This window comes from Haladaptatus cibarius D43 (genome assembly GCF_000710615.1).
Taxonomy (GTDB): Archaea; Halobacteriota; Halobacteria; order Halobacteriales; family Haladaptataceae; genus Haladaptatus; species Haladaptatus cibarius.
Genome location: NZ_JDTH01000002.1, coordinates 81,615 through 103,912 on the forward strand (window position 1 = coordinate 81,615; position 22,298 = coordinate 103,912).

At 58.4% G+C, this 22,298-nt stretch carries 23 protein-coding genes and 1 tRNA gene; 13 read left to right on the forward strand and 11 right to left on the reverse strand.

Annotated elements, in window-relative coordinates:
- Positions 1-406: 406 nt before the first annotated feature.
- Complete coding sequence (locus tag HL45_RS05605) at positions 407-1,210, forward strand: hypothetical protein (RefSeq protein WP_049970172.1); 804 nt, start codon at positions 407-409, stop codon at positions 1,208-1,210.
- Between the two features lie 15 nt (positions 1,211-1,225).
- Here HL45_RS05605 and trmB read toward each other — a convergent pair whose 3' ends face one another.
- Both trmB and HL45_RS05615 read right to left on the reverse strand, forming a co-directional pair.
- The gene (gene trmB / locus HL45_RS05610) at positions 1,226-2,287 is read right to left on the reverse strand and encodes an HTH-type sugar sensing transcriptional regulator TrmB (protein WP_049970173.1); all 1,062 of its coding nucleotides are present in this window, start codon (positions 2,285-2,287) and stop codon (positions 1,226-1,228) included.
- A 508-nt stretch (positions 2,288-2,795) separates the two neighbouring features.
- Positions 2,796-3,542, reverse strand: a complete 747-nt coding sequence (locus HL45_RS05615; RefSeq protein ID WP_049970174.1) for a proteasome assembly chaperone family protein — start codon at positions 3,540-3,542, stop codon at positions 2,796-2,798.
- 130 nt (positions 3,543-3,672) lie between these two features.
- Between HL45_RS05615 and HL45_RS05620 the strand changes: the two genes are divergently transcribed.
- Positions 3,673-4,662, forward strand: a complete 990-nt coding sequence (locus HL45_RS05620) for a mechanosensitive ion channel family protein (RefSeq protein ID WP_049970175.1) — start codon at positions 3,673-3,675, stop codon at positions 4,660-4,662.
- Positions 4,663-4,685: 23 nt separating this feature from the next.
- Here HL45_RS05620 and HL45_RS05625 read toward each other — a convergent pair whose 3' ends face one another.
- Positions 4,686-5,084: a universal stress protein gene (locus HL45_RS05625; protein WP_049970176.1), complete on the reverse strand. Its 399-nt coding sequence runs from the start codon at positions 5,082-5,084 to the stop codon at positions 4,686-4,688.
- A 41-nt stretch (positions 5,085-5,125) separates the two neighbouring features.
- Positions 5,126-6,481 carry a bifunctional metallophosphatase/5'-nucleotidase gene (locus HL45_RS05630; protein ID WP_049970177.1) on the reverse strand — a complete coding sequence of 452 codons (1,356 nt, stop codon included), beginning with the start codon at positions 6,479-6,481 and terminating at the stop codon, positions 5,126-5,128.
- Positions 6,482-6,558: 77 nt separating this feature from the next.
- On the opposite strand from HL45_RS05630, the gene HL45_RS05635 reads away from it, so the two are divergent.
- The 4 genes from HL45_RS05635 (at position 6,559) to HL45_RS05650 (ending at position 8,468) form a co-directional block, all read left to right on the forward strand.
- On the forward strand, positions 6,559-6,798 hold the full coding sequence (locus tag HL45_RS05635; protein ID WP_049970178.1) for a DUF5816 domain-containing protein: 240 nt from the start codon (positions 6,559-6,561) through the stop codon (positions 6,796-6,798).
- A 42-nt stretch (positions 6,799-6,840) separates the two neighbouring features.
- Entirely contained in the window at positions 6,841-7,392 is a 552-nt protein-coding gene (locus HL45_RS05640; RefSeq protein WP_049970179.1) for a hypothetical protein, read from the forward strand.
- A 168-nt stretch (positions 7,393-7,560) separates the two neighbouring features.
- Positions 7,561-7,854 carry a DUF7116 family protein gene (locus HL45_RS05645; RefSeq protein WP_084156808.1) on the forward strand — a complete coding sequence of 98 codons (294 nt, stop codon included), beginning with the start codon at positions 7,561-7,563 and terminating at the stop codon, positions 7,852-7,854.
- Between the two features lie 125 nt (positions 7,855-7,979).
- Positions 7,980-8,468, forward strand: coding sequence for a DUF309 domain-containing protein (locus HL45_RS05650; protein ID WP_049970181.1), 489 nt, complete (start codon positions 7,980-7,982; stop codon positions 8,466-8,468).
- Between the two features lie 51 nt (positions 8,469-8,519).
- Here the strand turns inward: HL45_RS05650 and HL45_RS05655 are convergent, their stop codons facing one another.
- Positions 8,520-8,759, reverse strand: coding sequence for a HalOD1 output domain-containing protein (locus HL45_RS05655; RefSeq protein ID WP_144240015.1), 240 nt, complete (start codon positions 8,757-8,759; stop codon positions 8,520-8,522).
- Between the two features lie 230 nt (positions 8,760-8,989).
- Between HL45_RS05655 and HL45_RS21770 the strand changes: the two genes are divergently transcribed.
- From HL45_RS21770 to HL45_RS05665, 3 genes are all read left to right on the forward strand, one after another.
- Complete coding sequence (locus HL45_RS21770) at positions 8,990-9,121, forward strand: hypothetical protein (protein ID WP_267879583.1); 132 nt, start codon at positions 8,990-8,992, stop codon at positions 9,119-9,121.
- A 71-nt stretch (positions 9,122-9,192) separates the two neighbouring features.
- A complete protein-coding gene (locus HL45_RS05660) occupies positions 9,193-9,888 on the forward strand; it encodes a LolA family protein (RefSeq protein ID WP_084156809.1) in 696 nt (231 codons plus the stop codon).
- 115 nt (positions 9,889-10,003) lie between these two features.
- Positions 10,004-10,810 carry a M14 family metallopeptidase gene (locus HL45_RS05665; RefSeq protein WP_049970184.1) on the forward strand — a complete coding sequence of 269 codons (807 nt, stop codon included), beginning with the start codon at positions 10,004-10,006 and terminating at the stop codon, positions 10,808-10,810.
- Here the strand turns inward: HL45_RS05665 and HL45_RS05670 are convergent, their stop codons facing one another.
- Together HL45_RS05670 and HL45_RS05675 are read right to left on the reverse strand one after the other, a co-directional pair.
- Positions 10,811-11,260: a UPF0179 family protein gene (locus tag HL45_RS05670; RefSeq protein WP_049970185.1), complete on the reverse strand. Its 450-nt coding sequence runs from the start codon at positions 11,258-11,260 to the stop codon at positions 10,811-10,813. It abuts the gene before it with no gap.
- 95 nt (positions 11,261-11,355) lie between these two features.
- Positions 11,356-11,739 (reverse strand): DUF5820 family protein, encoded by a 384-nt coding sequence (locus HL45_RS05675; RefSeq protein WP_049970186.1) that lies wholly within the window; start codon positions 11,737-11,739, stop codon positions 11,356-11,358.
- 531 nt (positions 11,740-12,270) lie between these two features.
- Between HL45_RS05675 and HL45_RS05680 the strand changes: the two genes are divergently transcribed.
- The 4 genes from HL45_RS05680 to HL45_RS05695 are packed head-to-tail and all read left to right on the forward strand — an operon-like array spanning position 12,271 to position 19,916.
- Positions 12,271-14,343 (forward strand): PrkA family serine protein kinase, encoded by a 2,073-nt coding sequence (locus HL45_RS05680; protein WP_049971914.1) that lies wholly within the window; start codon positions 12,271-12,273, stop codon positions 14,341-14,343.
- A gap of 4 nt (positions 14,344-14,347) precedes the next feature.
- Positions 14,348-16,633 carry a PrkA family serine protein kinase gene (locus tag HL45_RS05685; protein WP_049970187.1) on the forward strand — a complete coding sequence of 762 codons (2,286 nt, stop codon included), beginning with the start codon at positions 14,348-14,350 and terminating at the stop codon, positions 16,631-16,633.
- A complete protein-coding gene (locus tag HL45_RS05690; RefSeq protein WP_049970188.1) occupies positions 16,624-17,931 on the forward strand; it encodes a YeaH/YhbH family protein in 1,308 nt (435 codons plus the stop codon). Before HL45_RS05685 ends, HL45_RS05690 begins: the two co-directional genes overlap by 10 nt.
- Positions 17,928-19,916: a SpoVR family protein gene (locus HL45_RS05695; RefSeq protein WP_049970189.1), complete on the forward strand. Its 1,989-nt coding sequence runs from the start codon at positions 17,928-17,930 to the stop codon at positions 19,914-19,916. Before HL45_RS05690 ends, HL45_RS05695 begins: the two co-directional genes overlap by 4 nt.
- 6 nt (positions 19,917-19,922) lie before the next feature.
- Here HL45_RS05695 and HL45_RS05700 read toward each other — a convergent pair whose 3' ends face one another.
- From HL45_RS05700 to HL45_RS05710, 4 genes are all read right to left on the reverse strand, one after another.
- Entirely contained in the window at positions 19,923-21,119 is a 1,197-nt protein-coding gene (locus HL45_RS05700; RefSeq protein ID WP_049970190.1) for a DUF7504 family protein, read from the reverse strand.
- A 228-nt stretch (positions 21,120-21,347) separates the two neighbouring features.
- Entirely contained in the window at positions 21,348-21,518 is a 171-nt protein-coding gene (locus tag HL45_RS21135; RefSeq protein ID WP_162833853.1) for a hypothetical protein, read from the reverse strand.
- Positions 21,519-21,557: 39 nt separating this feature from the next.
- Positions 21,558-21,938: a hypothetical protein gene (locus HL45_RS05705; protein ID WP_049970191.1), complete on the reverse strand. Its 381-nt coding sequence runs from the start codon at positions 21,936-21,938 to the stop codon at positions 21,558-21,560.
- A 264-nt stretch (positions 21,939-22,202) separates the two neighbouring features.
- Positions 22,203-22,277 (reverse strand) — tRNA-Glu (locus tag HL45_RS05710).
- Positions 22,278-22,298 lie beyond the last annotated feature (21 nt).

A 22,298-nucleotide genomic window follows, 5' to 3' on the forward strand; every position in this document is an offset into this window, starting at 1 on the left:
ACGCGCCATTCGTTCGCTCCGCTCACGAAGACTTCGCGCGGGCGAACCTCCGGTTCGCCTTCGCGCACCACATCGCTTGCTTACTCAGTCGGAAGGGTGCGCCAGCGCGTTCGCGCGAACGGTAAGCGAAGCGAACCGTAAGCGCATCTCCGCGCTGGTGGGGAGGAAAGGGGAAACTGCGTTGCGGTGCGGAGGCAGTGGCGGTATCAGTGGAGTCGTGATTTGCTCCCGACAACTACCCTCGTATAAATCCTGTACTACTCGTTTCGTCGTCGTGGTTGTTTTCATTGGAGTCGGCGACAGATAGGGACACAGCAAACAGCTTGAAAAATAACACACCGACAATCGTTCGAACTCTTTCTCATTGCCCGAACACTGAAACGAGCGGCCCACCAACCAGCCAACAATGCTGGAACGACTCCGGAAGTCGGAGTACACCGGAGAAAACCGATGTTGGCCGTGTACCGTACTGAACACCATCCTCCTTCTTCTCGCGTGCGCAGTGATAACAGTGTTCCCGAAAACGCGCACTCGCCGCCTCGGCCTCGCCTCGGCGCTCGGCCTCGTCGGCGGTTTCGCAATCGCCCTCCGTGGCTACTTCATCCCGGGGACGCCGCACGTCGCACCCCGACTGGCCGAGCGTCTCGGTTTCGAACCCGAAAAAACGAAGCGCCAGCCAACCGAAGCCGGGTCGCTCGCGAGCGATTCGAGCGAGGTGTCCGGCGACCACGCAGTCGAAACGCTCCTCGATTCGGGCGTCATCCACGCGGTCGGCGAGACGCTCCATCTGGACGAAAACTTCCGCGCGGACTGGCGACAGGAGATGGAACGGGCAAGAGATGGCGACCTCAAAAAACACGTCCGGAAAGTCGTGCCCGACACCGCGGCGGTGGAACTGGTCGAAGACGGCGATTGGGTCGTCGTCTCGGCGGGCGGCCCGGAAAGCGAACAGTGGCTTTCGCGACCCGTCGCAATCGCCGAGGTCGCGGGGGTGCGTGCGCTGGCCGACCATGATATCGACCGAGACGTTCGAATGCAATCCGCGTCGGCACTGCGGGCGTTCCTCTACGACTGTCCGGACTGTGACGAACGACTCGAAGAAACCACCGCCAGTCGGTGCTGTGGCAGTGGCACGGGTACCAGTCCGCTGTCGCCGCCGGACGAAGTGCTTGCGTGTCCGGCCTGCCGTCAGCACGTCTTTACCTTTTAGTTCTCACTCTGTCATCTACCGCTCGTAGGCGGGCGGTTCGTCGGTTCCGATTCGAATCTCGTGGGCTTCGATGTCCTCCAGTGCGGCGACCTGCCCGCCGACCGTGACGACGCCGTTCTCCGTTTCGACCGACATCCCGGCAACTCGCTCGCCGCCCTCGAAGGAGAAGCCGACGACTTTCCCGCGGATGACTCGTTCCGCGCCGCTTTCGATGTCTCGGCCTTTGATGGTCGCGTAGAAGTCACCCTCCATTCCCTGAATCTCTTTCACACAGCGCCGAATCGAAGCGTATCGGCGAGGGAAGGTTCGCCCGTCGCCGTCGGTCGAGAGGGTGCGTTCCGCAGTCGTCCAGAGCACGGTACCGAAAAAGCCGGAGACGAGGAAGCCGAGTGCCGAGCGATTGAAGATGACGCCGTATCGGTCGCGGTCGTCGCGCAGGGCGTCCTGCGTGGCGTACATCGAATACTCGCCGTCTGCGACTGCGATGACGGGCGTCGTGATTCCGCGTCGAGCGCGGGCAGTCGTCGCCACCGATTCGTAATCGAACTCCTCGGGGTCAGGCGCTTCCGAGGCGGGCGTGACGAGCAGTTCGATGCTCACGCCGGAGTCGATTGCGTTTTTCAAGTCGTCTCTGAACCGGACGAGCAGGTCGGGCGTCAGCGACAGTGCGACTTCGTACTCGGCAGTGTCGATAACGTCTTCGAGATAGCGAAGGATGGTCGAGCGCGATTTGACGAGGGAGACGGCTTCCGTGTCCCGCGTCGGCGCGGTGTAGCGCGCTTCGAGGTTCGTTATCATGTCGTCGAGCGACGACTGCACGTCGGAGAACGCCTCTTCGGGGTCGATTGCGATGACTTTCATCGGTCGGGATTCACGAAGTTCGACCAATCCCCGGTCGCTCAAACTGCGGACGGTGTCGTACACCCGCGGTTGCGGAATGTCCGTGTTGTCTGCGATTTGGCTCGCAGTCAGTCGTCCGTGTTCGAGTACCGTGAGGTATGCGTCGATTTCGTACTCCCCGAGATTGAACCGTTCTCCGACTCGTTCGAGCGTCAGATAGAGGTCGTCGGAGGCCATTACCCAAAGCAAATCAACGAGGGCCTATAGTACCACCTTTTCGCCTCCACCTTTTACGACGGTCGAGAGACAAAGCCAGCGCGAATCGCGCTGGCTCTGTCTCCCTGTAAAAGCTGGATCAAAAGCACCGTCAGAGGCAAGCTCTGACGAGCCATTCGTTCGCTTCGCTCACGAAGACACTCCTCCTTCACTCCATTCAGTTGTCGGCCCGCTCACTTCGCTCGCGGAGAGTATGCTTGTCACTACAAATTTAGCCAGCTTACCGCTCCCGATGGTCGCTGGCGCGGACAGCGAACGGAGCGAGCGATAGGCCGGTGACACAACCGCACAAAATCAGCAACCTCCACACACCAGGATTCGGCAATTGACACAACTGCCCGGAGCAAGCAGTTCACCGCGAGCGAAGCGAGCGGGCCGAGGAGTGACCGAAGGGAGCGACGAGTGCTTTTGGTCCAGATTTTTATCGAGGGTCGCAAACCGCGCGACCCTCGCAATAAAAAGGTGGTATCTACATGTACATCCGGTCGTCCGGTCTGTCCGATTCGCGGGCGGATTCGACGCGGGCGGCGAGTTCGGAGTAGTATTCGCCGACTTCTTCGGCGAAGGCTTCGAGCGGGCCGGTATCGACCGACAGGTCGTACACGTCGGCGATGGTTTCGGTGAGTCGCAGGGCAGCCTCCACGTCCGGCGTCTGGGCGTGAACCGGCGTGACGAAGACGCCAGTTTCGAGGTGGGTGTCCATGCCGCGCCTGACCAACGTGGCGTTCACGCCATCGAGGAAGCCACGGCCCATGCCCGGAACGTCGGTTCCGGCGAGTCGCTTTTCGTGATAATCTTCCGTTGCGATGTAGAATACGCGGTGTTCCTCCGGGCCGTGGGGTACGGGCACGCCGGAGAGGACGGCGATTTCCTCGACGCCGTTGTCGCCCGTCCAGTCGAGGATTGCGTTTGCGAACGACCCGGCGGCCCAAACGGGAACGAACAGTTCGCCGACGAGGACGGTCACGTCGAGGTCTGGCCGGGAAAACAGCCTCGTGTGGTGACGCGGCCTGCCGTTTTCGAACGGCGTGATTGTGGGCAACTGCTCGGCAGTGACGTGACCAGTCTCTTCGAGGGAAAGGTGTTCGACCAGATATTCGACCGCGGTCAGTCCTGCGAGTCCGAACTCCGAAATCCCGACGAGCAGTGTTTCACTCGGTTCCCCGTCGGCGGTAATTTCGAACGATGTACGGGGCGAGCGCGATTCCCAAGACATGCATCCTGTTCGACGCGGTGGGTCTTAGTTCGTACTCCCGTCCTCCGGTCGCTCCGGCTTCCATCGCCCCAGAGATACGTCAAATCCGGAAATAGCCGGGTTTTACTTGTCCGGGTGAGAGGAGGAAGTCATGCCGACGCTCGAAGATAGACTCGCCGGAGTGCTCCAATGGTTTGGAGAAATTGGCGGGTGGGAGGTGCTGGGACGGGGGAAAGGCGACCCCGTTATCGTCACCGAACTCGTCCTCGCGGCGCTGTATCTCCTCCTCGGGTGGTACGTCTCGCAGTTAGTCGTCAGCCTCATCGGGCGGCAGGTCGCCCGCCGGTTCCGCAGACCCAGCGTGACGAAGACGATTCTGCGGAGCGTGCGCGGGGTCGTTCTGTTCGTGGCGATATTGTTCGCGGCGGCGCAGGTCGGCCTCGGAACGTCGAACATCTTCGTGTCGGTGACGGTGTTCTCCGCCGTCATCGGCCTCGTGCTCGCGCCAATCGTCGGGAGCGTCATCAACGGTTTGTTCGTGCTGGCAGACCAACCCTACGAAATCGGCGACCTGATAGAACTGGTCGGCAACGGGCCGGACGGCGGAACCCGGGGCTACGTCGAAGATATGACTCTGCGATACACGAAGATTTTTACGCTGGAAAATACGTTCATCGTTATTCCGAACGCGACCATGCGCGAGCGCGACGTGATAAATTACTCCGCGGAGGACACTCGCTCTCGACTGTCGCTGAAACTACAGGTGACCTACGAGGGCGACCTCGAAAAGGCGCGAGCGATACTGGAACGGGCCGCCCGCGAAACGCCGGAGGTCGTCGCGTCCGGGCCGGATATTCGCATCGGAAGCGCCCGGTATCCGAGCGCCCCAGTCGCACAAATCCGCGATTTCGCCGACCACGGCGTCCTCCTCGAACTGCGCTACTGGGTGAAAGACCCCTACTACATGGGCAGAGTCGAATCGAAAATTCGAGAGCGTATCTGGGCCGAAATCGAGGACGCGGACGTGGAAATGGCGTATCCCCACTCCCACCTCGTGTTCGACGATACGAGCGGAACCGCGCAGGTGTCGGTCGAAGCGCAACAGCAACAGTCTCGTCCGGTTGAGTTCGACGAACGATAGCAAAGCGCCGACAACCGGTCACCTCATCCGACCGTAATCAGTTCGCAGTCGATTTTTTCGCGAAGGAAGTTCTCGATGTTCGGGTCGTCCACGAGTCGGCGAATCGCCCGCCGCCAGCGACCCATCTGTTTTCGACCGATGACGACCACGTCGGCGCGCGTCGCCGCAACTTCTTCGAGGATAGTCTCCTCGACCAGAAAGCCACTTCGGACGACGTACCGGGCGTTTGCGAGGCCGCCAAAGGCCTGCTCGACGGTGCGCTTCAGGTCGGTTCGGTTCGTCTCGTTTCCGCGATGATAGAGATTGACGTGAAGGATCGTGAGGTCTGCGCCACGCTCTTCGGCCACGCGAATGGCTTCGGAGAGCGTCCGTTGGGAGTGTTCTGACAGCGGGTATCGAACTGGAACGAGGACGCGAGTCATGTGGAGTCGAATGGGGTCGGCGGGGGAGAACCTTCCGCCTTCTACTGGCGCGTGATTCGCCCGTCGATTTCCGGGTCGATACCGAACTCGCGGGCGTAGTCGGCCAACACCTCGTACTGCACGTCGCCGGTTTCGACGCGGTGACCTTCGTGGAGCGCGGGAAATTCCTCGTCAGTGTGTAGCAGGTACTCCGTCGTAGCGACGGAGTAGGTTTCATCTTCGCACACTCGCTCGCCACCGACGGCGACTGATTCGATGTCGCGCTTGGCACGGTTCCAGACGAGTTCGACACCGCTCACGTGCGCGTGCCACCAGCCGGGTTCGCCGAACCCGATGGTGGCGTCGTGGGCCTGTCGGAACACGTTGCACAGTCCCGCGCCGGAGAGTTCCGCGACTGCGACGTTTTCCTGAAACGGAATGACGCTCACGAGGTCGGCGACGGTCACGTCGCCGACCAGCGGTTTCCCTTCGCGGATGCCGCCGCTGTTTTGCAAGCCGATGTCCGCCTCGGTCGCCCAGCGGTAGGCGTCCGCGACGAAGTTGCCGATACGACTTTCGCCGTGAAACATCGTCGTCTCGGTTCGTTCGATTGCGGTTTCCACGGTCGCAACGGTCGTGTCGAGTCCCGTCGTTGCCATCGTGTCCGCCATTGCGTCCGCGATTTCGTCGTCCACGGGAGCGTCCACGATTCGGTGGCGACTGACGGTCGGTTCGGAATTCAGTTCGATTTCGAGGAGAACGTGGCCGTTTACGCCGGGGCGGGTGACGACCGTTCCCTCGATTTGCTCGACTCGCTCGGAGTGGACGTGTCCCCCGAGAATGACGTCGATGTCGAGTTGTTTTGCGAGGTCGTGGTCACCCTGTCCGAGGTGCGAGAGGGCGACGACGTAGTCGGCACCCAAGTCGCGGAGCGTCGAAACAGCTTTTCGGGCGATTGGAAGCGGGTCGAGAAAGTCGAGGTCGTTCACGTTCGGGTTCAGTGCTGGCGTTTTCGGCGTCGTCAGGCCGAAAAACCCGACCGTCACACCACCGAGTTCACGGATTTCGTGTGAGGCGGTTCCGGCATCGACCGCGAATCGGTCGCCGTTTTCGCGGACGTTCGCCGTGAGCCACGTTTGCGGCGAGTTTCGAACGAGTTCGCGGGCACGGTCGGTGCCGTAATCGAAATCGTGGTTTCCGAAGGTGTCGAAATCCGGGGCGACCGCGTCGAAGAAATCGAGTGCCTGCCCACCCTCGGTTACGAGCGAGAGGACGCCCGGTGCGGTGTTGTCACCCGTCCCGACAACGAGGGTTTTGTCATCGCGTAGAGAGTGGATACAGCCAGCGAGTCGGCCGATATGGTCGGGGTCGTCGTAGGCGTTTTCGACGTCAGAGTAGTGAAGCAGACGGAGCGCCATCGACGGGGAATCTCAGCCGGGGGACATGACTCCTTCGATGGACACTGATAAATCGGTGGGCCGATAACCCGTTGTCGATGGACGAAACGACGACAGCGAACGGTGAAACGGTCTACATCAGTCGGTCGGAGGGAACTCGTGGGTCGAACGGGCCGTTTTTCGTCGTCTATCGCACCCCCGAGGGTGAGCGACGATACGGCTATTTCTGTGGGAACTGCGAGACGCTGGACAACGCGATGGATTCCATGGGTCGAATCGAATGCAACGAGTGTGGAAACCTCCGAAAGGCGACGGAGTGGGACGCGGCCCACGAATAGGTTGGCCAGTCTTTTTAGGGACGTTCGAATCGGAGTACGGATATGAGTTCGACTGACGGAGAAATCGTCGCCGAATTGGAAGAGCGGATGGACACACTACTGTTGCCCGACGCGGTGCGACTCATCGAAATGAAACACACCGGGCGTGACGATACGTCGGGTGTCGAACGCGATGTGTTGGAAACCTATCTCGACGAAGCGGGATACGGGATGGAGGCGTTTCCATCGTCGTTCGACGAGTCGGTGACGAAATCGGATTCGTGGCAAAGCGGTCGGACGATTTACCAACTGGAGGATGGTCTGCTGAGTGCGTTCCCTGCACGGTGGCACGAGGAACTCCGTGACTCGACAGACTTGCACGAATATCTCCGCGTTATCTGTGCGGATATGCCGGATGGCGACGGCGATGGAACCAACGAAGACAGCGAAATAACGGAAAACGGCGTGGCCGAACAGTTGCTTTTGGACGCCGCCGTCGCAATCGGTGGGATGGAACGCCAAGATGCTAGAACGCAACTCAAGGAACTCCGAGATGAGGGCAAAATAGAGGAGTATCCGTCCCAGCACGCGAACCCGTGGGTACAGCTTTCCTGACGTTTGTAGTACATTTCTGCCCATGTCTCGCCAGCGATTCGTTTATTCCCGAACGAGATTCGTTTCGAATTTTCCAAATGTCAATCTATCTGCGTCCAAATCCGCAAGAACATTTATTATGTGGTGTGTATTACGTTCAACTGGATGGCCCCTGTTAGCACACCACCCATGAAGGAGGCCAGGTCGATTTTCAACAACCTCGGTTACGAGGTCGTTGATGATGGTGACGAATTCCGGGCCAAACGGAAGTGGCGAGAAGTACGGGTTACGGCATGCGCGGACTCCACGACAGCACCGAAACGCGGAGAACTTCGTTGTTTCGTCGCGTGGGAAGAGAACGCGGCACGACTGAGCCAGCAGTTACGCGAATCGAACCCCGAGTACGAATGGGCAGTTATCGCAGTTCGGGAAGGCGGCGACTACGAGGTCGCAAGAGTACCGCCGAGTAAGATCGCAGTGTAACCGTCGCGTCTCACAAGAGATGTGATTTTCTCCGATTTTTCGTCCGACGGTCGGCCATCGGACGATAACTCCTGTACAGTTACGACACCGAGGGAATTACACAACTTCGAACAGAACCATTGAATATGGACGATCACACGCGTGACCCGACCGCAGACCCGCCGCCAGCCCAGCTGACTCCGGCAGGGTGGCTCCCGGAAAAAGAACTGTGGGAACACGGAACACTTCGTCGGGCGGTGATTCACGGCGTTCGTCTGTTCAACTCCGGGGAGTTCCACGAGAGCCACGATTGCTTCGAAGACGAGTGGTACAACTACGGAAACGGCAGTACGGAAAGTGCGTTCCTGCACGGAATGGTACAGGTCGCGGCAGGCGCGTACAAACACTTCGACTTCGAGGACGACGACGGCATGCGCTCGCTCTTTCGAACCGCGCTCCAGTATCTTCACGGCGTGCCGCGGGATTTCTACGGCGTTGACGTGACGGACGTTCGGACGAAGATGACGAACGCACTGTCCGACCCGACGGTGCTTCACGGATGGAAAATCCCTCTCGATGGCGAGTTTCCGACGGCGCGCGAGGAGGATTTCAGCTACGCGGAATCGCTGGAATAGTGCGGAAAGCCAGAATACTGCGAAAAATCACTGACTGCTGTAGATGGAAACCTATCCGCTGCTTGCGACTTCGATGTGATATTCCCCGTACTGAAATCCGGCGGTGCCGACGCTATCTCGTTTCTCTCCGCTGACTTCCGGGCCGAAGAAGGCGTCTTCGAGGGCGGCCATATCGACACCGTCGTACAGAAATGGTTGGGTGATTTCGGTCGGGGAAACCCTCTCGTAGTCGGCAATCGCGGCGGTAATTGTCGTCGTGAGGTCGTGGTCGTCGCCATGCTCACTCACCATTACCATTCCCCAATCACACATTCGAACCCCCACTTGAATAACTCGGTAGTTTTGACAAAATATTGATATAGATGAAACCCCCGGACGGCACCGTGAAAGAAGTTTATTTGCAGTTCGTTCTCAAACAAATACGATACGTTTCGAATATTATCCGTTTGTTCGGCTAATAACCATTATTCAGTTAGTCAGCTTACATCGAAGTGGACACGGCCTGTGTCCAAGGTGTTTCAATGACGTTTGGAAGACGAAGTGTCGTACTCATGACGGTGTTCCTGCTAACAGCAGGGAGTGGCGTTGCATTTGCAACGACAGTCATGTCCAAGACACAGATGGCGCAGTATCGAGCGTTTCTGATGATGTAGACGAAGACGCCGACGGCGACGAGATGACGGCGGATGAAGTCGTCTAGGAGGCGACTGAATCCTACGAGAATATCGACTCGTTCAAAGCGACACTAACGACACAGTCCTCGGCGGGCGAAGTCTCGACCGAGACGAAAGCAACGCTCTGGTACGCGAAAGACGACAAGTACCGCATCGAGTACAAAGAGTCGGAATACTTAGACGAAACCACGATGGTTTGGGACGGTTCGGAGTACACGGTCTACAACGAATCTTCCAACACCGTCTACAAGATGGATTCGTCTGACGACCAAGACATGGGCATGGATATGAACTTCTTCGAATCCCTCGGCACTGGACTTGAGGAAGCCAACCTGACCTACGAGGGCACGGCGACTGTGGACGGCCACGAGACTCACGTCCTCGAAGTTCACGGTGAAACCGAGGATAACGCGACCTCGATGATTTACCTCGACGCGGACAACTACATTCCGCGAAAATCCGTGAGTGAAACCTCCTACGATGGAGAAACCATAAGCTCGTCCACCATCTTTTCGGACATCGCCATCAACTGCGTTTCGGACGACACGTTCACGTTCGAAGCACCCGAGGACGCGGAAGTCGTTGACATGACCGAGGACGACTCGGACAGCGACGACAGCAGCTCCGACGACGGAAACAACTGGGACGGCGGCGAGTCCGACCAGTCTGATGAGTGGGACGACTGTGAAGAGGAGATGAACGACGATGACGCGAAAGAGGGCGACTCCGACAGCGACGGCGCATAAGCGCCACACTCCATCCGCGTTCGACCGCTGAATCTGCCAGCCGAACGTGTCACACTTTTTTTGCCGGGCGCACGAGTGTAAAGCGCTTTCAGGCTTCGACACCTGCCTTCGTTAAATGCGAATCGAGCAGTTAGGTGACGGAACGCCGGAAGTCGCCGTCGTCGCCGGAATCCACGGCGACGAACCGTGCGGCCCGCGCGCTGTCGAGCGATTAGTGAAGGAAAATCCGGACGTAGAGCGACCGGTGAAGCTAGTTATCGTGAACGAACGCGCGCTGGAGCGCGGCGTTCGGTACATCAACGAGGATTTGAACCGTGTGTTCCCGGGCGACCCGGACGCAGAAAACTACGAACGACGGTTGGCCCACGAACTGCTGGGCGAACTCGGCGACTGTACCGTCCTCTCGCTTCACTCTACACAGTCCTACGCGCGCCCGTTCGCGCTCGTGGACAAAGTGAACGCCGTCGCGCGTTCCATCTGTCCGTATCTCCCCGTCTCGGAACTGGTCGAAACCGACCGCTTCACCAAGGGGAAACTCATCTCGCACCCGCACACGCTGGAAGTCGAATGTGGACTCCAAGGAACGGACGAGGCCGCCGAAAACGCCTACGACCTAATTCGTGGGTTCCTCGCCGGAACCGGCGCACTTCCGCTTCCCGAGGGAGAAAACCCCGTGGAGGCAGGCAAACGCGACGAAGTGATAGTTTACCGGATGGACCAACCGGTGCTCAAAAACGGCGGGTCGGAGTTCGAGGTGCTGGTCGATAACTTCACACCGGTCGAGAAAGGTGAGGAGTTCGCCACGACCGACGGAGAGGAGTTAGTCGCAGAAGAGACGTTCGTCCCGGTGCTGATGTCGGCCTACGGCTACGAGGACATCTTCGGCTACACCGCGGAACACATCGGCGTTCTCGGAAACTGATTACTTTTTTTTCTCCGCGAACTCGACCAGCGTCAGGTCGCGGTCTAACATGCAATAGTCGTGTGGTGGGTCGCCGACGATTGTGGCGATTTGGTACTCCTCGTCGAAGTCGGCTCCGGCGGGTTCACAGAACTCGTGGCTCGGGCATTCGACGTGGGGGCACGGCCCTTCGAGTTTCGACTTGCTTCCGGCGTAGGCGTTCCGCGCGGAGACGTTCGCCGTGACCGTCGTGGGTTCGACTTCGACGGCGGTGACGCCGTCGTCGTGGACGCCACAGGGAAGCGTCTGTGCGCCCGAGCGGACATCCGTCACCTCGTATTTGATTCCCTCCGTGAGGTTGAGACACTGATTTCTGTACGGACAGCCTTCGCAGGCGCTCGCTTCTCCTTCGTAGACGAACTCTTGACCGGGTTCGGCGAGTCGGGTTCCGATGAGCGTGATGGTGGACATACGAGAGTCTAGGAAGGGGGGTCGGTTAAGCCCCTCGTCCCGGCAGTCCGTCTGCTCGTCCTGCCAACTCGTCTACTACCGACGAGTCGCCTCAGCTACTCACTCCTAGTCAACTCGTCTAGCTTGTCGAGGTACTCCTCACGAGGAATCTGATAGGCGTCTCGATACGCTATTTCACCGCGGTCGAACTCGCGAGCGAGTTCGACCGCCGCTTCGAGCGCTTCCTCTCGGGTCGGAAATCGAGGTGTCTTCGGAAGCGATACGTCCGGTTCGAGGAAAAACTCGAAATACCACGAATCGGTCGCACGGCGTTCCTGTGCGGGACGGTTCGGCGTTCCTTGAGTGACGTAAATCGTGGGGAGACAGGACGGCGGGAACTGTTTCGTGTCGAATACATCTGGGCGGTACGCGAGGATACACCGACCGTTGGGTTCATCGTTCCAGACGACCCATGACTCTGGAAGGGTTTCGAGTGACATATTCGACGGTTAGTGACGGACGTGGGTAAGGCTTCTCAGTCCGACGAAAATAGGATTTTATATAAAGAGGATTTAAATGCTATATTTGTGAAACAGACGATTCCGACTTTGTAGGGCCTCTATCGTGCATAATTGGTTATTTCGATTCGTTAATCCAAATCAAAAGAATCTTGTCTATGGGCAACAGTTATATATGTCCTCGTCCTATCTATTAAACAGTATCGGGTGGTAGTTGCCCACACGATGCATGGTCTAGAATCACACACCTCTCACGACGAGACGAGATGGCGACGCTGACTGGTTCATAGAGGTGGTGGATGGCACGCACATGATTACCCGACAGAGGCAGGAGTCTCTCTGGGCACGCTCGTCGTTGCCCGGTTCGCCCCCTGTAAGTGCCATCTGGGTGTTCCGACCGACACTACTTTGTGAGTGTATGCCGACTACGTATTTCCCGCCGGTATCGGGCCGCCCGGTCGGTTTCTCTCACTTCCCCGGTCCATCTCATAGCCCCAAACAATGCGTGATACAATGAAAGGTGACATGGAAACGCTGGACGACCTCAGTCGAAGCTACCAGGAATCGATGCCGGAAGACCTCCGTGAAACGAAATCGTTCGACTGGTACCTAAAAGAGGTGTACGAGCATCCGAAAGTCGCTCGAAACGCCCACCAGCGAGTCGCCGATATGTTCGATTACTACGGCACGGAGTACGACGAAGACTCCGGCGTCGTCGAGTACCGACTCGCGTCCGAAGACCCCCTGCACGACGGGGAGAACACGTTTTACGGACGCGAGATTCACCGCGCGATGCACGAGTTCGTCAACAAAGTAAAAAGCGGTGCCCGCGGACTTGGTCCCGAAAAGCGCATCAAACTGCTGCTCGGGCCGGTCGGTTCGGGTAAATCCGACTTCGACCGACAGGTTCGCAAATATTTCGAAGATTACACGCTCCGCGACGAGGGGCGACTGTACACCTTCCGGTGGACGAACCTCTGCGATGTCATCGTTGATCAAGACCCGGCGGACGACGTGGTTCGTTCCCCGATGAACCAAGACCCACTCGTCTTGGTTCCCCACGAACAGCGTCAGACCGTCATCGACGACATCAACGAGGAGTTAGACGCGCCGTACTCCATCAAAAACGAACAGGCGTTAGACCCCGCGAGCGAGTTCTACATGGACGAACTGCTCGCGTACTACGACGACGACATCAAACAAGTACTCGAAAATCACATCGAAATCATCCGCCTCGTCGCCGACGAGAACAAGCGCCAAGCCGTCGAGACGTTCGAGCCGAAAGACAAGAAAAATCAGGACGAAACCGAACTCACGGGCGACGTCAACTACTCGAAAATCGCCATCTACGGCGAATCCGACCCGCGAGCGTTCGACTACTCCGGCGCGTTCTGTAACGCGAACCGGGGAATCTTCAGCGGTGAGGAACTGCTGAAACTCCAACGGGAGTTCCTCTACGACTTCCTGCACGCGACGCAGGAACAGACGATTAAGCCGAAAAACAACCCGCGAATCGACATCGACCAGGTCATCGTCGGCCGGACGAACATGCCCGAATACCGGGACAAGAAGGGCGACGAGAAGATGGAGGCGTTCAACGACCGAACGAAACGCATCGACTTCCCCTACGTCTTAGAATACGAGTCCGAAGCCGACATCTACCGGAAGATGCTCCGGAACGCCGACGTTCCGGACGTACACATCGAACCGCATACCCTCGAAATGGCGGGCCTCTTCGGCGTGCTGACGCGCATCGAGGAACCCGACACCGAGATGGTTGACCTGCTCCAGAAGGCAAAAGCCTACAACGGCGAAACCGAGGACGGCGACGACATCGACGTGAAGAAACTCCGCGAGGAGGCCGAAGAGAAAGCCGACATCGGCGAGGGCATGGAGGGCGTTTCGGCCCGGTTCATCGGCGACGAAATCGCCGAGGCTATCATGAACTCCACGCACCGCAGTCGCGGCTTCTTGAGTCCGCTGTCGGTGTTCAACCACTTCGAGGAGAACCTCGAAAATCACGGTTCGATTCCAGAAGAGAACTTCGAGACCTACTACCGCTACCTCGAAAGCGTTCGCGGTGAGTACCGCGAACGCGCCATCGAGGACGTGCGCCACGCGCTGGCCTACGACATCGACGAGATCCAGCGACAGGGCGAGAAGTACATGGACCACGTCATGGCGTACATCGACAACGCCACCGTGGAGGACGAACTGACGGGGCGCGAGCAGGAACCCGACGAGAGTTTCCTCCGCGCAGTCGAGGAGAAGTTGGAAGTTCCCCGCGACCGCAAGGACGATTTCCGACAGGAAGTGTCCAACTGGGTGTCGCGGCGCGCCCGCGAGGGGTCGCCGTTCAACCCGCAGGACAACGAGCGCCTGCGCCGCGCGTTGGAGCGCAAACTGTGGGAGGACAAGAAACACAACATCAACTTCTCGGCGTTGGTGTCGGCCAACGAAATGGACAACGACGAACAGAACGCGTGGGTGGATGCGCTGATTGAACAGGGCTACTCGCGCGACGGTGCGAAGGAGGTGCTCGAATTTGCCGGGGCGGAAGTCGCCCGCGCGGAAATGGAGGACTGACACAGTGTCCGAAGGAAACGACTACATCACGGATGCCGACCACGAACTCCGCGAAACCTACGAGGAGCCGATGAGCCTCGCGGAGTACGTGGATTCGGCGTTCGAGAACCCGACGATTGCCTCGCACGCGAGCAAGTACCTGTTAGAGGCTATCGAGTCGATGGGCACCCGGACGGTCATCGAGGAAGGCGACGAAAAAGAACGCTACAAATTTTTCGACGACCCGCACAACGACGGCGAACACGCCATCCTCGGAAACACAGAGGTGCTGAACGCCTTCGTTGATGACCTGCGCTCGATTGCCGCACGACGCGGCAAAGAGGAGAAGATCATCTGGTTCGCCGGGCCGACCGCGACCGGAAAATCCGAACTCAAACGCTGTCTGGTCAACGGCCTGCGCGAATATTCGAAAACACCCGAAGGGCGGCGGTACACCATCGAATGGAACATCGCCACCGCAACAGAGTCGCCGGGACTCAGCTACGGCGACGACGTGACGGCGACGAGCGAGGAAAACTGGTACGCGAGTCCTGTCCAGTCGCATCCACTGCTCGTCTTTCCGCCAGCGGTGCGCGAGGAACTGCTCTCCCAACTGAACGGCAACTTGGGCGACCACATCGACGTGCTGGTGGACGGCAAACTCGACCCATTCAGCCGAGAGGCGTACAACTATCTGGAAGAGCAGTACCGCAGAAACGGCGAGGAGGAACTGTTTTCGGCCATCACCGACCCGGCACACCTCCGAGTGAAAAACTACGTCGTGGACATCGGCGAGGGAATCGGCGTCCTCCACTCGGAGGACAGCGGCAGGCCGAAACAGCGACTCGTCGGCAGTTGGATGCAGGGAATGTTGCAGGAGTTGGATTCGCGCGGACGCAAAAATCCGCAGGCGTTCAGCTACGACGGCGTCCTCTCGCAGGGCAACGGCCTGCTGACCATCGTGGAGGATGCGGCCCAACACGCCGACTTGCTCCAGAAACTGCTCAACGTCCCCGATGAAAAATCGGTGAAGCTAGACAAAGGGATTCAGATGGACATCGACACGCAGTTGGTCATCATCTCGAATCCCGACCTCGAAGCGCAGTTGAATCAGCACGCGGATGCAGGTGGGGCCGACCCCCTCCGTGCGCTGAAGCGCCGACTCGACCGGCGCGAGTTCGGGTATCTGACCAACCTCAGTTTGGAGTCCGAACTCATCCGGCGCGAACTCACGAACGAGACGCCCGTCTGGGAGGCCGACGTGTACGACGAACTCGAAGCGTGGATTCGAGAGCCAATTTCGATTCGTGTCCGTGACGACGATGGTGTCGGAGAGCGAGAACTCTCGCCGCACGCCATCGAGGCCGCCGCGCTCTACAGCGTCGTGTCGCGCCTCGACGGAAGCGATTTGCCCGCGGGACTAGACCTCGTGGACAAAGCCGTGCTGTTCGACCGGGGCTACCTGCTGGACGGCGACGAGCGAATCGACAAGGACGATTTCGACTTCGACGACGACGCGGCGGATGGGTCGGGCGGAATCCCGGTGACGTACACGCGAGACGTTATCGCCGGACTGCTTCACGAAGTCCGCGACCGCCACCACCCCGACTATCCCGTCGAACAGGTTATCATGCCGCGGGACATCCTGAACGCGATGGCCGAGGGAATCGGGGACGCACCCGTGTTTTCCACGGCGGAGCGAACCGAGTACGAAAACCGACTCGTGCCGGTGAAAAACTACATCTTCCAACAGCAAGAGAGCGACGTGCTAGACGCCATCATGCGCGACCGCCGAGTTGACGAGGGGACGGTCGCCGAGTACATCGAACACGTCTACGCGTGGGCGACGGGCGAGGACGTCGAAAACGACCGCGGCGAGCGCATCGAACCCGACGCGCTGAAGCTGAAGGTGTTCGAGACGGAGCATCTGGGCCGGTTCGGACCGGACGCCTACGAAGTCAACCACGAACCCGGCCCTGCGGTGGCCGAGTTCCGGCGAAACAAGGTCATCACTGCACTGAACCGTCACGCGTGGGAGAGTCGAAACGAGGACTTCGAGGTGAGCGACATCGACCCGAAGGAGGTGCCGATAATCAAAACCGTACTTGCGAGTAACGACTGGGAGGACGTGCGACGAGTGTACGAGGATTTCAACCCGAGCCAGTGGGAGAATCCGCCGACGAACACCGAGACGGCCGAGGTGAAATCGGAGACGATAGAGAACCTACAGGAGATGTTCGGCTACTCCGCGGCCTCCGCAGAACTGACCAGCCAACACGTCATGAATCAGGTGAGCTACAAATGGGACTAAGAGACGACCTCGAACGATACCGTGAAGTCGGGGAGGAGCGCCGCGAAGACCTCGCGGAGTTCATCCAATACGGCGACCTCGGACAGAGCCTCCCCGACGAGATTCACATTCCCATCAAAATCGTGGATTTGCCGGAGTTCCGCTACGACCAACGCGACAGAGGTGGCGTTGGACAAGGCGACCCGGACGTGGGCGACCCGGTCGGCCAGCCACAGCCACAACCCGGCGACGACGGCGAAGAGGGCGACCCCGGCGACGAATCGGGCGACCACGATTACTACGAGATGGATCCGGAGGAGTTCGCCCAAGAGTTGGACGACGAACTCGGCCTCGAACTCGAACCGAAAGGAAAAGAGGTCGTAGAGGAAACCGAGGGCGATTTCACCGACGTGACGAAAACCGGCCCCGACAGCACGCTCGACTTCGAGCGCATGTTCAAAGAAGGGCTAAAACGCAAACTGGCGATGGACTTCGACCCGAACTACGTCCGAGAGGCGATGGGCGTCGAAGGCTGGGGGCCTGACGAGGTGTTCGAGTGGGCGCGCGAGAAGAGTCTCACCGTATCGAAACGCTGGGTCGAGGAGAACTACGATGCGCTTTCGGCGGACGAACGAACCAAGTGGGAGAGCATCGAGGAGATGGAAAATCGGGTGACGCCGATGAGTACGGCTCAGAAGATTCGGGAAGAAGGAATTCGCCACGTCCCATTCCGACGCGAGGACGAACGCTATCGCTACCCCGAAATCATCGAAGAGCGGGAAAAGAACGTCGTCGTCGTCAACATCCGCGACGTGTCCGGGTCGATGCGCGAGAAAAAGCGCGAACTGGTCGAGCGCACCTTCACGCCGCTCGACTGGTATCTGACGGGCAAGTACGACAACGCGGAGTTCGTCTACATCGCTCACGATGCGGAGGCGTGGCGAGTCGAGCGAAGCGAGTTCTTCGGCATTCGTTCCGGCGGCGGGACGAAAATCTCGTCCGCCTACGAACTCGCCGCCGCGATTTTGGAAGAAGAGTTCCCGTGGGGGGACTGGAACCGCTACGTGTTCGCTGCGGGTGACAGCGAAAACAGTCGGAACGACACCGAGGAGAACGTCGTCCCGATGATGGAGAAAATTCCGGCGAACCTCCACGCCTACGTGGAGACGCAACCGGAAGGCAAGGCCATCAACGCGACTCACGCCGAGGAAGTGGAGCGTCACTTCGCCGAAGCAAACGACGTCGCGGTCAGTTACGTCAACGGGCCGGAGGACGTGACGAAGGCGATTTACGAAATCCTGAGCACGGAGGCAGAATGAACGAACGAACCGAAACCAAACGCGAGGCGGAACGGGTGCAAGAACCGGTCGTGGAAGCGCGGAAACTCGCCAAAAAACTCGGCCTCGACCCGTATCCGGTGAAGTACTGGATAATCGACTACGACGAGATGAACGAACTCATCGCCTACGACGGGTTCCAAGAGCGGTATCCACACTGGCGATGGGGGATGAAATACGACCGCCAGCAAAAACAAACCCAGTACGCGGGCGGGAAAGCGTTCGAAATCGTCATCAACGACGACCCGGCCCACGCCTTCTTACAGCAATCGAACAGCCTCGCCGACCAGAAGGCGGTCATCACGCACGTCGAAGCCCACTCGGATTTCTTCGCCAACAACCGCTGGTACCGGATGTTCGCCGACGAACTCGATGCGGCGGCCCTTCTCTCCCGCCACGCAGACCGCGTTCGCTCCATCATGGCCGACGCGGAAATCGACCGGGAGGCGGTCGAAAAGTGGATAGACAACGTGCTCTGTCTACAGGACAACATCGACCAGCATCAGGCGTTCAAAAACCAGCATCGGGTTCGGGAGGACGAGGATGACCACGACACGGACGAAATTTCCGACCAACTCGCGGATATGAACTTGAGCGACGAGGTACGGGACGAGGTGTTCGACGAGGAGTGGTTGGAAGCACAGCGCGAGAAACAGGCCGGAAAACTCGAAGAACCCGAGAAGGACTTGCTCGCGTTCTTCCGCGACCACGGTCGGGCCTACGACCCGGAAGAGGGCAAAGCCGTCGAGATGGAAGACTGGCAGAGAGAAGTCCTCGAAATGCTCAGAACCGAATCGTACTACTTCGCGGCACAGAAGACGACGAAGGTGATGAACGAGGGATGGGCCGCGTACTGGGAATCCATGATGATGGGCGAGGAATCCTTCGCGGGAACGGACGAGTTCATCGAATACGCAGACCACCAAGCGCGCGTTCTCGGGTCGCCGGGACTGAACCCCTACAAACTCGGCAAACAGTTGTGGGAGTACATCGAGAACACCGAAAACCGTCGAGAAGTCGTGCGGAAACTCATGCGTGTAAAAGGAATTACGTGGCGGAACTTCCACGACGTGGTGGATTTCGACGAAGTGAACGAACTCATCGAACCGCATCCGGCGCTCGAATCGGTGAACTCCGAGACGCTCTCCGATCTCGAATCCGTGTCGTCCGAGAAAGTCGATTCGGAGGGATTAGAACGAGCGAAGGCGGGCGAAATCGACGTCGACCGCCATCCGTGGAAGGTGCTCTCCTACGAAGGCCTCGCGGAGCGTCATTTCTCGCTCAACAAACTCCAAAATCGCGGGTTCTTGGAATCCATCGGACAGCAGACGTTGGAACAGTACGCCCGCTATCTGATGGACGACGAACGATACGAGAGCGTCGCGGAGGCGATGGCGGACGTGGACTTCGCCGTCGGGTGGAATCGGATGTACGAGGTTCGGGCGAGCCACAACGACGTGACGTTCTTGGATGGCTTCCTGACGAAGGAGTTCGTCACCGACAACAACTACTTCACCTACGAGTTCAGCCAGACGACGGGCGACTACCGCGTGACCAGTTCGGAGTACGAGGACGTAAAAAAGAAGTTGATGCTCCAGTTCACCAACTTCGGCAAGCCCACTATCGCGGTGTACGACGGCAACTACGACAACCGCAACGAACTACTGCTGGGCCACCACTACAACGGCGTCATGCTCGACATCGGGCAGGCGACGCGAACCTTAGAGCGCATCTACGACCTGTGGGGTCGTCCGGTGAACCTAAAAACCATCGTGAAGGAAATCGACGAACGGGACGCGGAAATCGCCCGACGACGCGACCGCGAACCGGAACCGGAAGAGAAAGGAAAGCTCCTGCGTTACGACGGCGATGAGTTCGAGATGCACGACCTCCCGTGGAGCGAAGTCGAAGACATCACGGCCACGGAAGTCGATTACGACACGAAACCGGACGAGTGGCTCGCCTGAGGTTTTTTAGTTCGATTCGTACAGGCGAATCTCCCCACCGTCCACGACCACTTCATATTCGTCGTAGTTAAACGTCGCGTAGACGGAGGTTTCTTCGCGCTCGGCGAGTCGCTGGAGGGCGTCGATGTCCACGACGTCGTAAAGCACGGGTTGGAGTTTCGTCGGACGCACGTCCGAGACGGTTCCGAGTGCCCGCGCTAGCGTCACGACGACCGAATCTCGGTCGGTGCCGTACACCGTCCAGTAAGCTTCGTCCGATTTGTCCTTCGAGGGGATTCTCCCCGCCAATCCGTCGCCGTTCGAGATGGTCGGTTCCGTCTCGGAATCGGATTCTCCCTGCCCTGCGATTCGGCAGTATCGTTCCAGTTCTTCGGTGCCTATTTTCGATACGACGGTTTCGCCGTCGAGTTCGACCACGCCCGTTTCGACCAATTTCGGTAGGTGAACGTGTCGAAGCGTTATGTGAATTCGCTCCTGCGTGTCCTCGCTCGGCATGGTTTCGGATTCCCGTTTTGCGATTTGGTCAGCGATGGCGGACACGTCCGCAGTGTCCGCGATTTCGGCGAGGTATCGGCAGACGGAACGCCGACGAGGAGAATCGAGAAGCACCGAAAGCGCCTCCGGTGAGATTTCTGAGCCAGTGTCCGGTGGGCCGTCGATGACCGTGTCGAACAGCGGGCGGAACATGGCAACCGTCTCCACATCGTGTGCCTCGGGGTGCATGTGAAAATGCGCGGTTACGTCGATTCTGTGAAGCGACTCGGTCAACGAGTGAACGAACCGAAAGGCGGTCATTCGGTTGACGTGGCGGAGCATCGACGTAATCGAATCGAAACAGAGCACCGACTGCCCGTCGGCCGCCGACCACTGTTCGAGATAGATATACATCGCGGTTTGAAGCCGTCCGAGACAGTCGGGGCGAGCGAGCGAGACGACGTTCTGGTCGTTTTCCGTCTGACTCGCCGAACCCTGCGTTCCGACGGCAATGATACCGAACGACGCCGGGTCGTCGCCGAACTGCTCTCGCCAGCCTTCGAGTAGTGTCTCGGGGGACTGTCTGTAAGAAACGAACAGGGCATTTGTCGCGCTCGGGTTGGCTGTGGACAGTCGAGAAACGCATTCCTCGTCGGCTTGGTTTCCGATAGCGGGGCTAAAAACGAGAACGTTCCCGGGAGATGGGGTCGAATCGGCGGCAGTTTTCATAGCATTGGTACTGATGGTTTGTTTCGTTCATACTGACGAGTAGCCATCGTCAGACAATATCAAATAGAAGCGTTCCAGAATAATAAAGATATTCACTAGATAAACTGAACTGTCGAAATAGGTACGTCGCCTTTCGGGCGTCTTTATCCAGTTTTCAACGCTCTTAGTCATTAGGAATTGCTAGCACAGTAATGATATTTTTGAGAATACGCTACTGATAGAACGATCCTACTTTGTAGATTTAATGAGTATTTCGCCGTCACGTTCAACGAACATGACTCTATCTCCCTCTTCGAGCTCGACGCCCTGTTCGTCGAACGCTTCTCGCACGTCTTTGATGAGACTGATTCGCCATCGTTGGGCGATTTTCGTCGTCCCCAAGATTTCTTCGTCGGTCATGGGAAAGGCTTCGAAAGTGACGGTGTCATGGATTTGTAGCTATATCGCCGATTGTGATGGCAGTGGCACAATGGAGCTGTTCTCCTCAGGATTTTGCTCGTTTCGGTCGTGGGTCTGTGATTGGTGGCTCGAACCATCGAAGTTCACCGAGTCGAACACGACGGTATCCTCGTTCCGTCTATCGCTCGGAGAAGCATCCGTAACGAACCGTAGAACCGGTGTTGACCTGTCGTTATTGTCGCGGACGACCGCAAAGCGGTCACCCGCGACTGTTTCGTCCGGCTGGGAGTCGAATTCGAAATGGCTCAAATTCGCCTCCGCATACTGCCCTTTTTTGTCCGTCTGCTCCGCCGCGACAGTGCCGGAGAAAATCACACCCAAAACTGTGACTACCAAAAGCAGTTTTGCACCTCGGTTCATCGCTATTCGAACCGCAACGAGGAGTGGCTTTAACCGCGGCTATCGTTCGTGCTGTTCAAACGTGGGTAATCGTCGTCACTCGGGTGAAACGGAGAATGAGAGGAAATCTGTTGCTGATTGGTATTGAAATCGTAGAAATGCTCGGTAGGGGATTTGAACTACGCCCAGACGTTCCGGGTCGCTACCGCTTCCCGGGCGTGCGACTGGTCTAGTTCAAATCCCGTACGCTGCGCTACTTCTTCGTCACGTTGTTCCTCAGAAGAATGCTCGGTAGGGGATTTGAACCCCTGTCCTCGGCTCGAAAGGCCAAGATGATTGGCCGGACTACACCAACCGAGCGTGTTGCGCTTCCTGCGCACT

What these genes read in the sequence shown, in the direction of transcription:
- HL45_RS05615 (WP_049970174.1), bottom strand. Translation starts at nt 3,542, where the DNA reads ATGTCTTGGGAATCGCGCTCGCCCCGTACATCGTTCGAAATTACCGCC.
- HL45_RS05680 (WP_049971914.1), top strand. Translation starts at nt 12,271, where the DNA reads ATGAAAGGTGACATGGAAACGCTGGACGACCTCAGTCGAAGCTACCAG.
- HL45_RS05645 (WP_084156808.1), top strand. Translation starts at nt 7,561, where the DNA reads ATGAAGGAGGCCAGGTCGATTTTCAACAACCTCGGTTACGAGGTCGTT.
- HL45_RS05655 (WP_144240015.1), bottom strand. Translation starts at nt 8,759, where the DNA reads ATGGTGAGTGAGCATGGCGACGACCACGACCTCACGACGACAATTACC.
- HL45_RS05695 (WP_049970189.1), top strand. Translation starts at nt 17,928, where the DNA reads ATGAACGAACGAACCGAAACCAAACGCGAGGCGGAACGGGTGCAAGAA.
- HL45_RS05625 (WP_049970176.1), bottom strand. Translation starts at nt 5,084, where the DNA reads ATGACTCGCGTCCTCGTTCCAGTTCGATACCCGCTGTCAGAACACTCC.
- HL45_RS05630 (WP_049970177.1), bottom strand. Translation starts at nt 6,481, where the DNA reads ATGGCGCTCCGTCTGCTTCACTACTCTGACGTCGAAAACGCCTACGAC.
- HL45_RS05665 (WP_049970184.1), top strand. Translation starts at nt 10,004, where the DNA reads ATGCGAATCGAGCAGTTAGGTGACGGAACGCCGGAAGTCGCCGTCGTC.
- HL45_RS05705 (WP_049970191.1), bottom strand. Translation starts at nt 21,938, where the DNA reads ATGAACCGAGGTGCAAAACTGCTTTTGGTAGTCACAGTTTTGGGTGTG.
- HL45_RS05675 (WP_049970186.1), bottom strand. Translation starts at nt 11,739, where the DNA reads ATGTCACTCGAAACCCTTCCAGAGTCATGGGTCGTCTGGAACGATGAA.
- HL45_RS05635 (WP_049970178.1), top strand. Translation starts at nt 6,559, where the DNA reads ATGGACGAAACGACGACAGCGAACGGTGAAACGGTCTACATCAGTCGG.
- HL45_RS05690 (WP_049970188.1), top strand. Translation starts at nt 16,624, where the DNA reads ATGGGACTAAGAGACGACCTCGAACGATACCGTGAAGTCGGGGAGGAG.
- HL45_RS05650 (WP_049970181.1), top strand. Translation starts at nt 7,980, where the DNA reads ATGGACGATCACACGCGTGACCCGACCGCAGACCCGCCGCCAGCCCAG.
- trmB (WP_049970173.1), bottom strand. Translation starts at nt 2,287, where the DNA reads ATGGCCTCCGACGACCTCTATCTGACGCTCGAACGAGTCGGAGAACGG.
- HL45_RS05640 (WP_049970179.1), top strand. Translation starts at nt 6,841, where the DNA reads ATGAGTTCGACTGACGGAGAAATCGTCGCCGAATTGGAAGAGCGGATG.
- HL45_RS05700 (WP_049970190.1), bottom strand. Translation starts at nt 21,119, where the DNA reads ATGAAAACTGCCGCCGATTCGACCCCATCTCCCGGGAACGTTCTCGTT.
- HL45_RS21770 (WP_267879583.1), top strand. Translation starts at nt 8,990, where the DNA reads ATGACGTTTGGAAGACGAAGTGTCGTACTCATGACGGTGTTCCTGCTA.
- HL45_RS05620 (WP_049970175.1), top strand. Translation starts at nt 3,673, where the DNA reads ATGCCGACGCTCGAAGATAGACTCGCCGGAGTGCTCCAATGGTTTGGA.
- HL45_RS05605 (WP_049970172.1), top strand. Translation starts at nt 407, where the DNA reads ATGCTGGAACGACTCCGGAAGTCGGAGTACACCGGAGAAAACCGATGT.
- HL45_RS05670 (WP_049970185.1), bottom strand. Translation starts at nt 11,260, where the DNA reads ATGTCCACCATCACGCTCATCGGAACCCGACTCGCCGAACCCGGTCAA.
- HL45_RS21135 (WP_162833853.1), bottom strand. Translation starts at nt 21,518, where the DNA reads ATGACCGACGAAGAAATCTTGGGGACGACGAAAATCGCCCAACGATGG.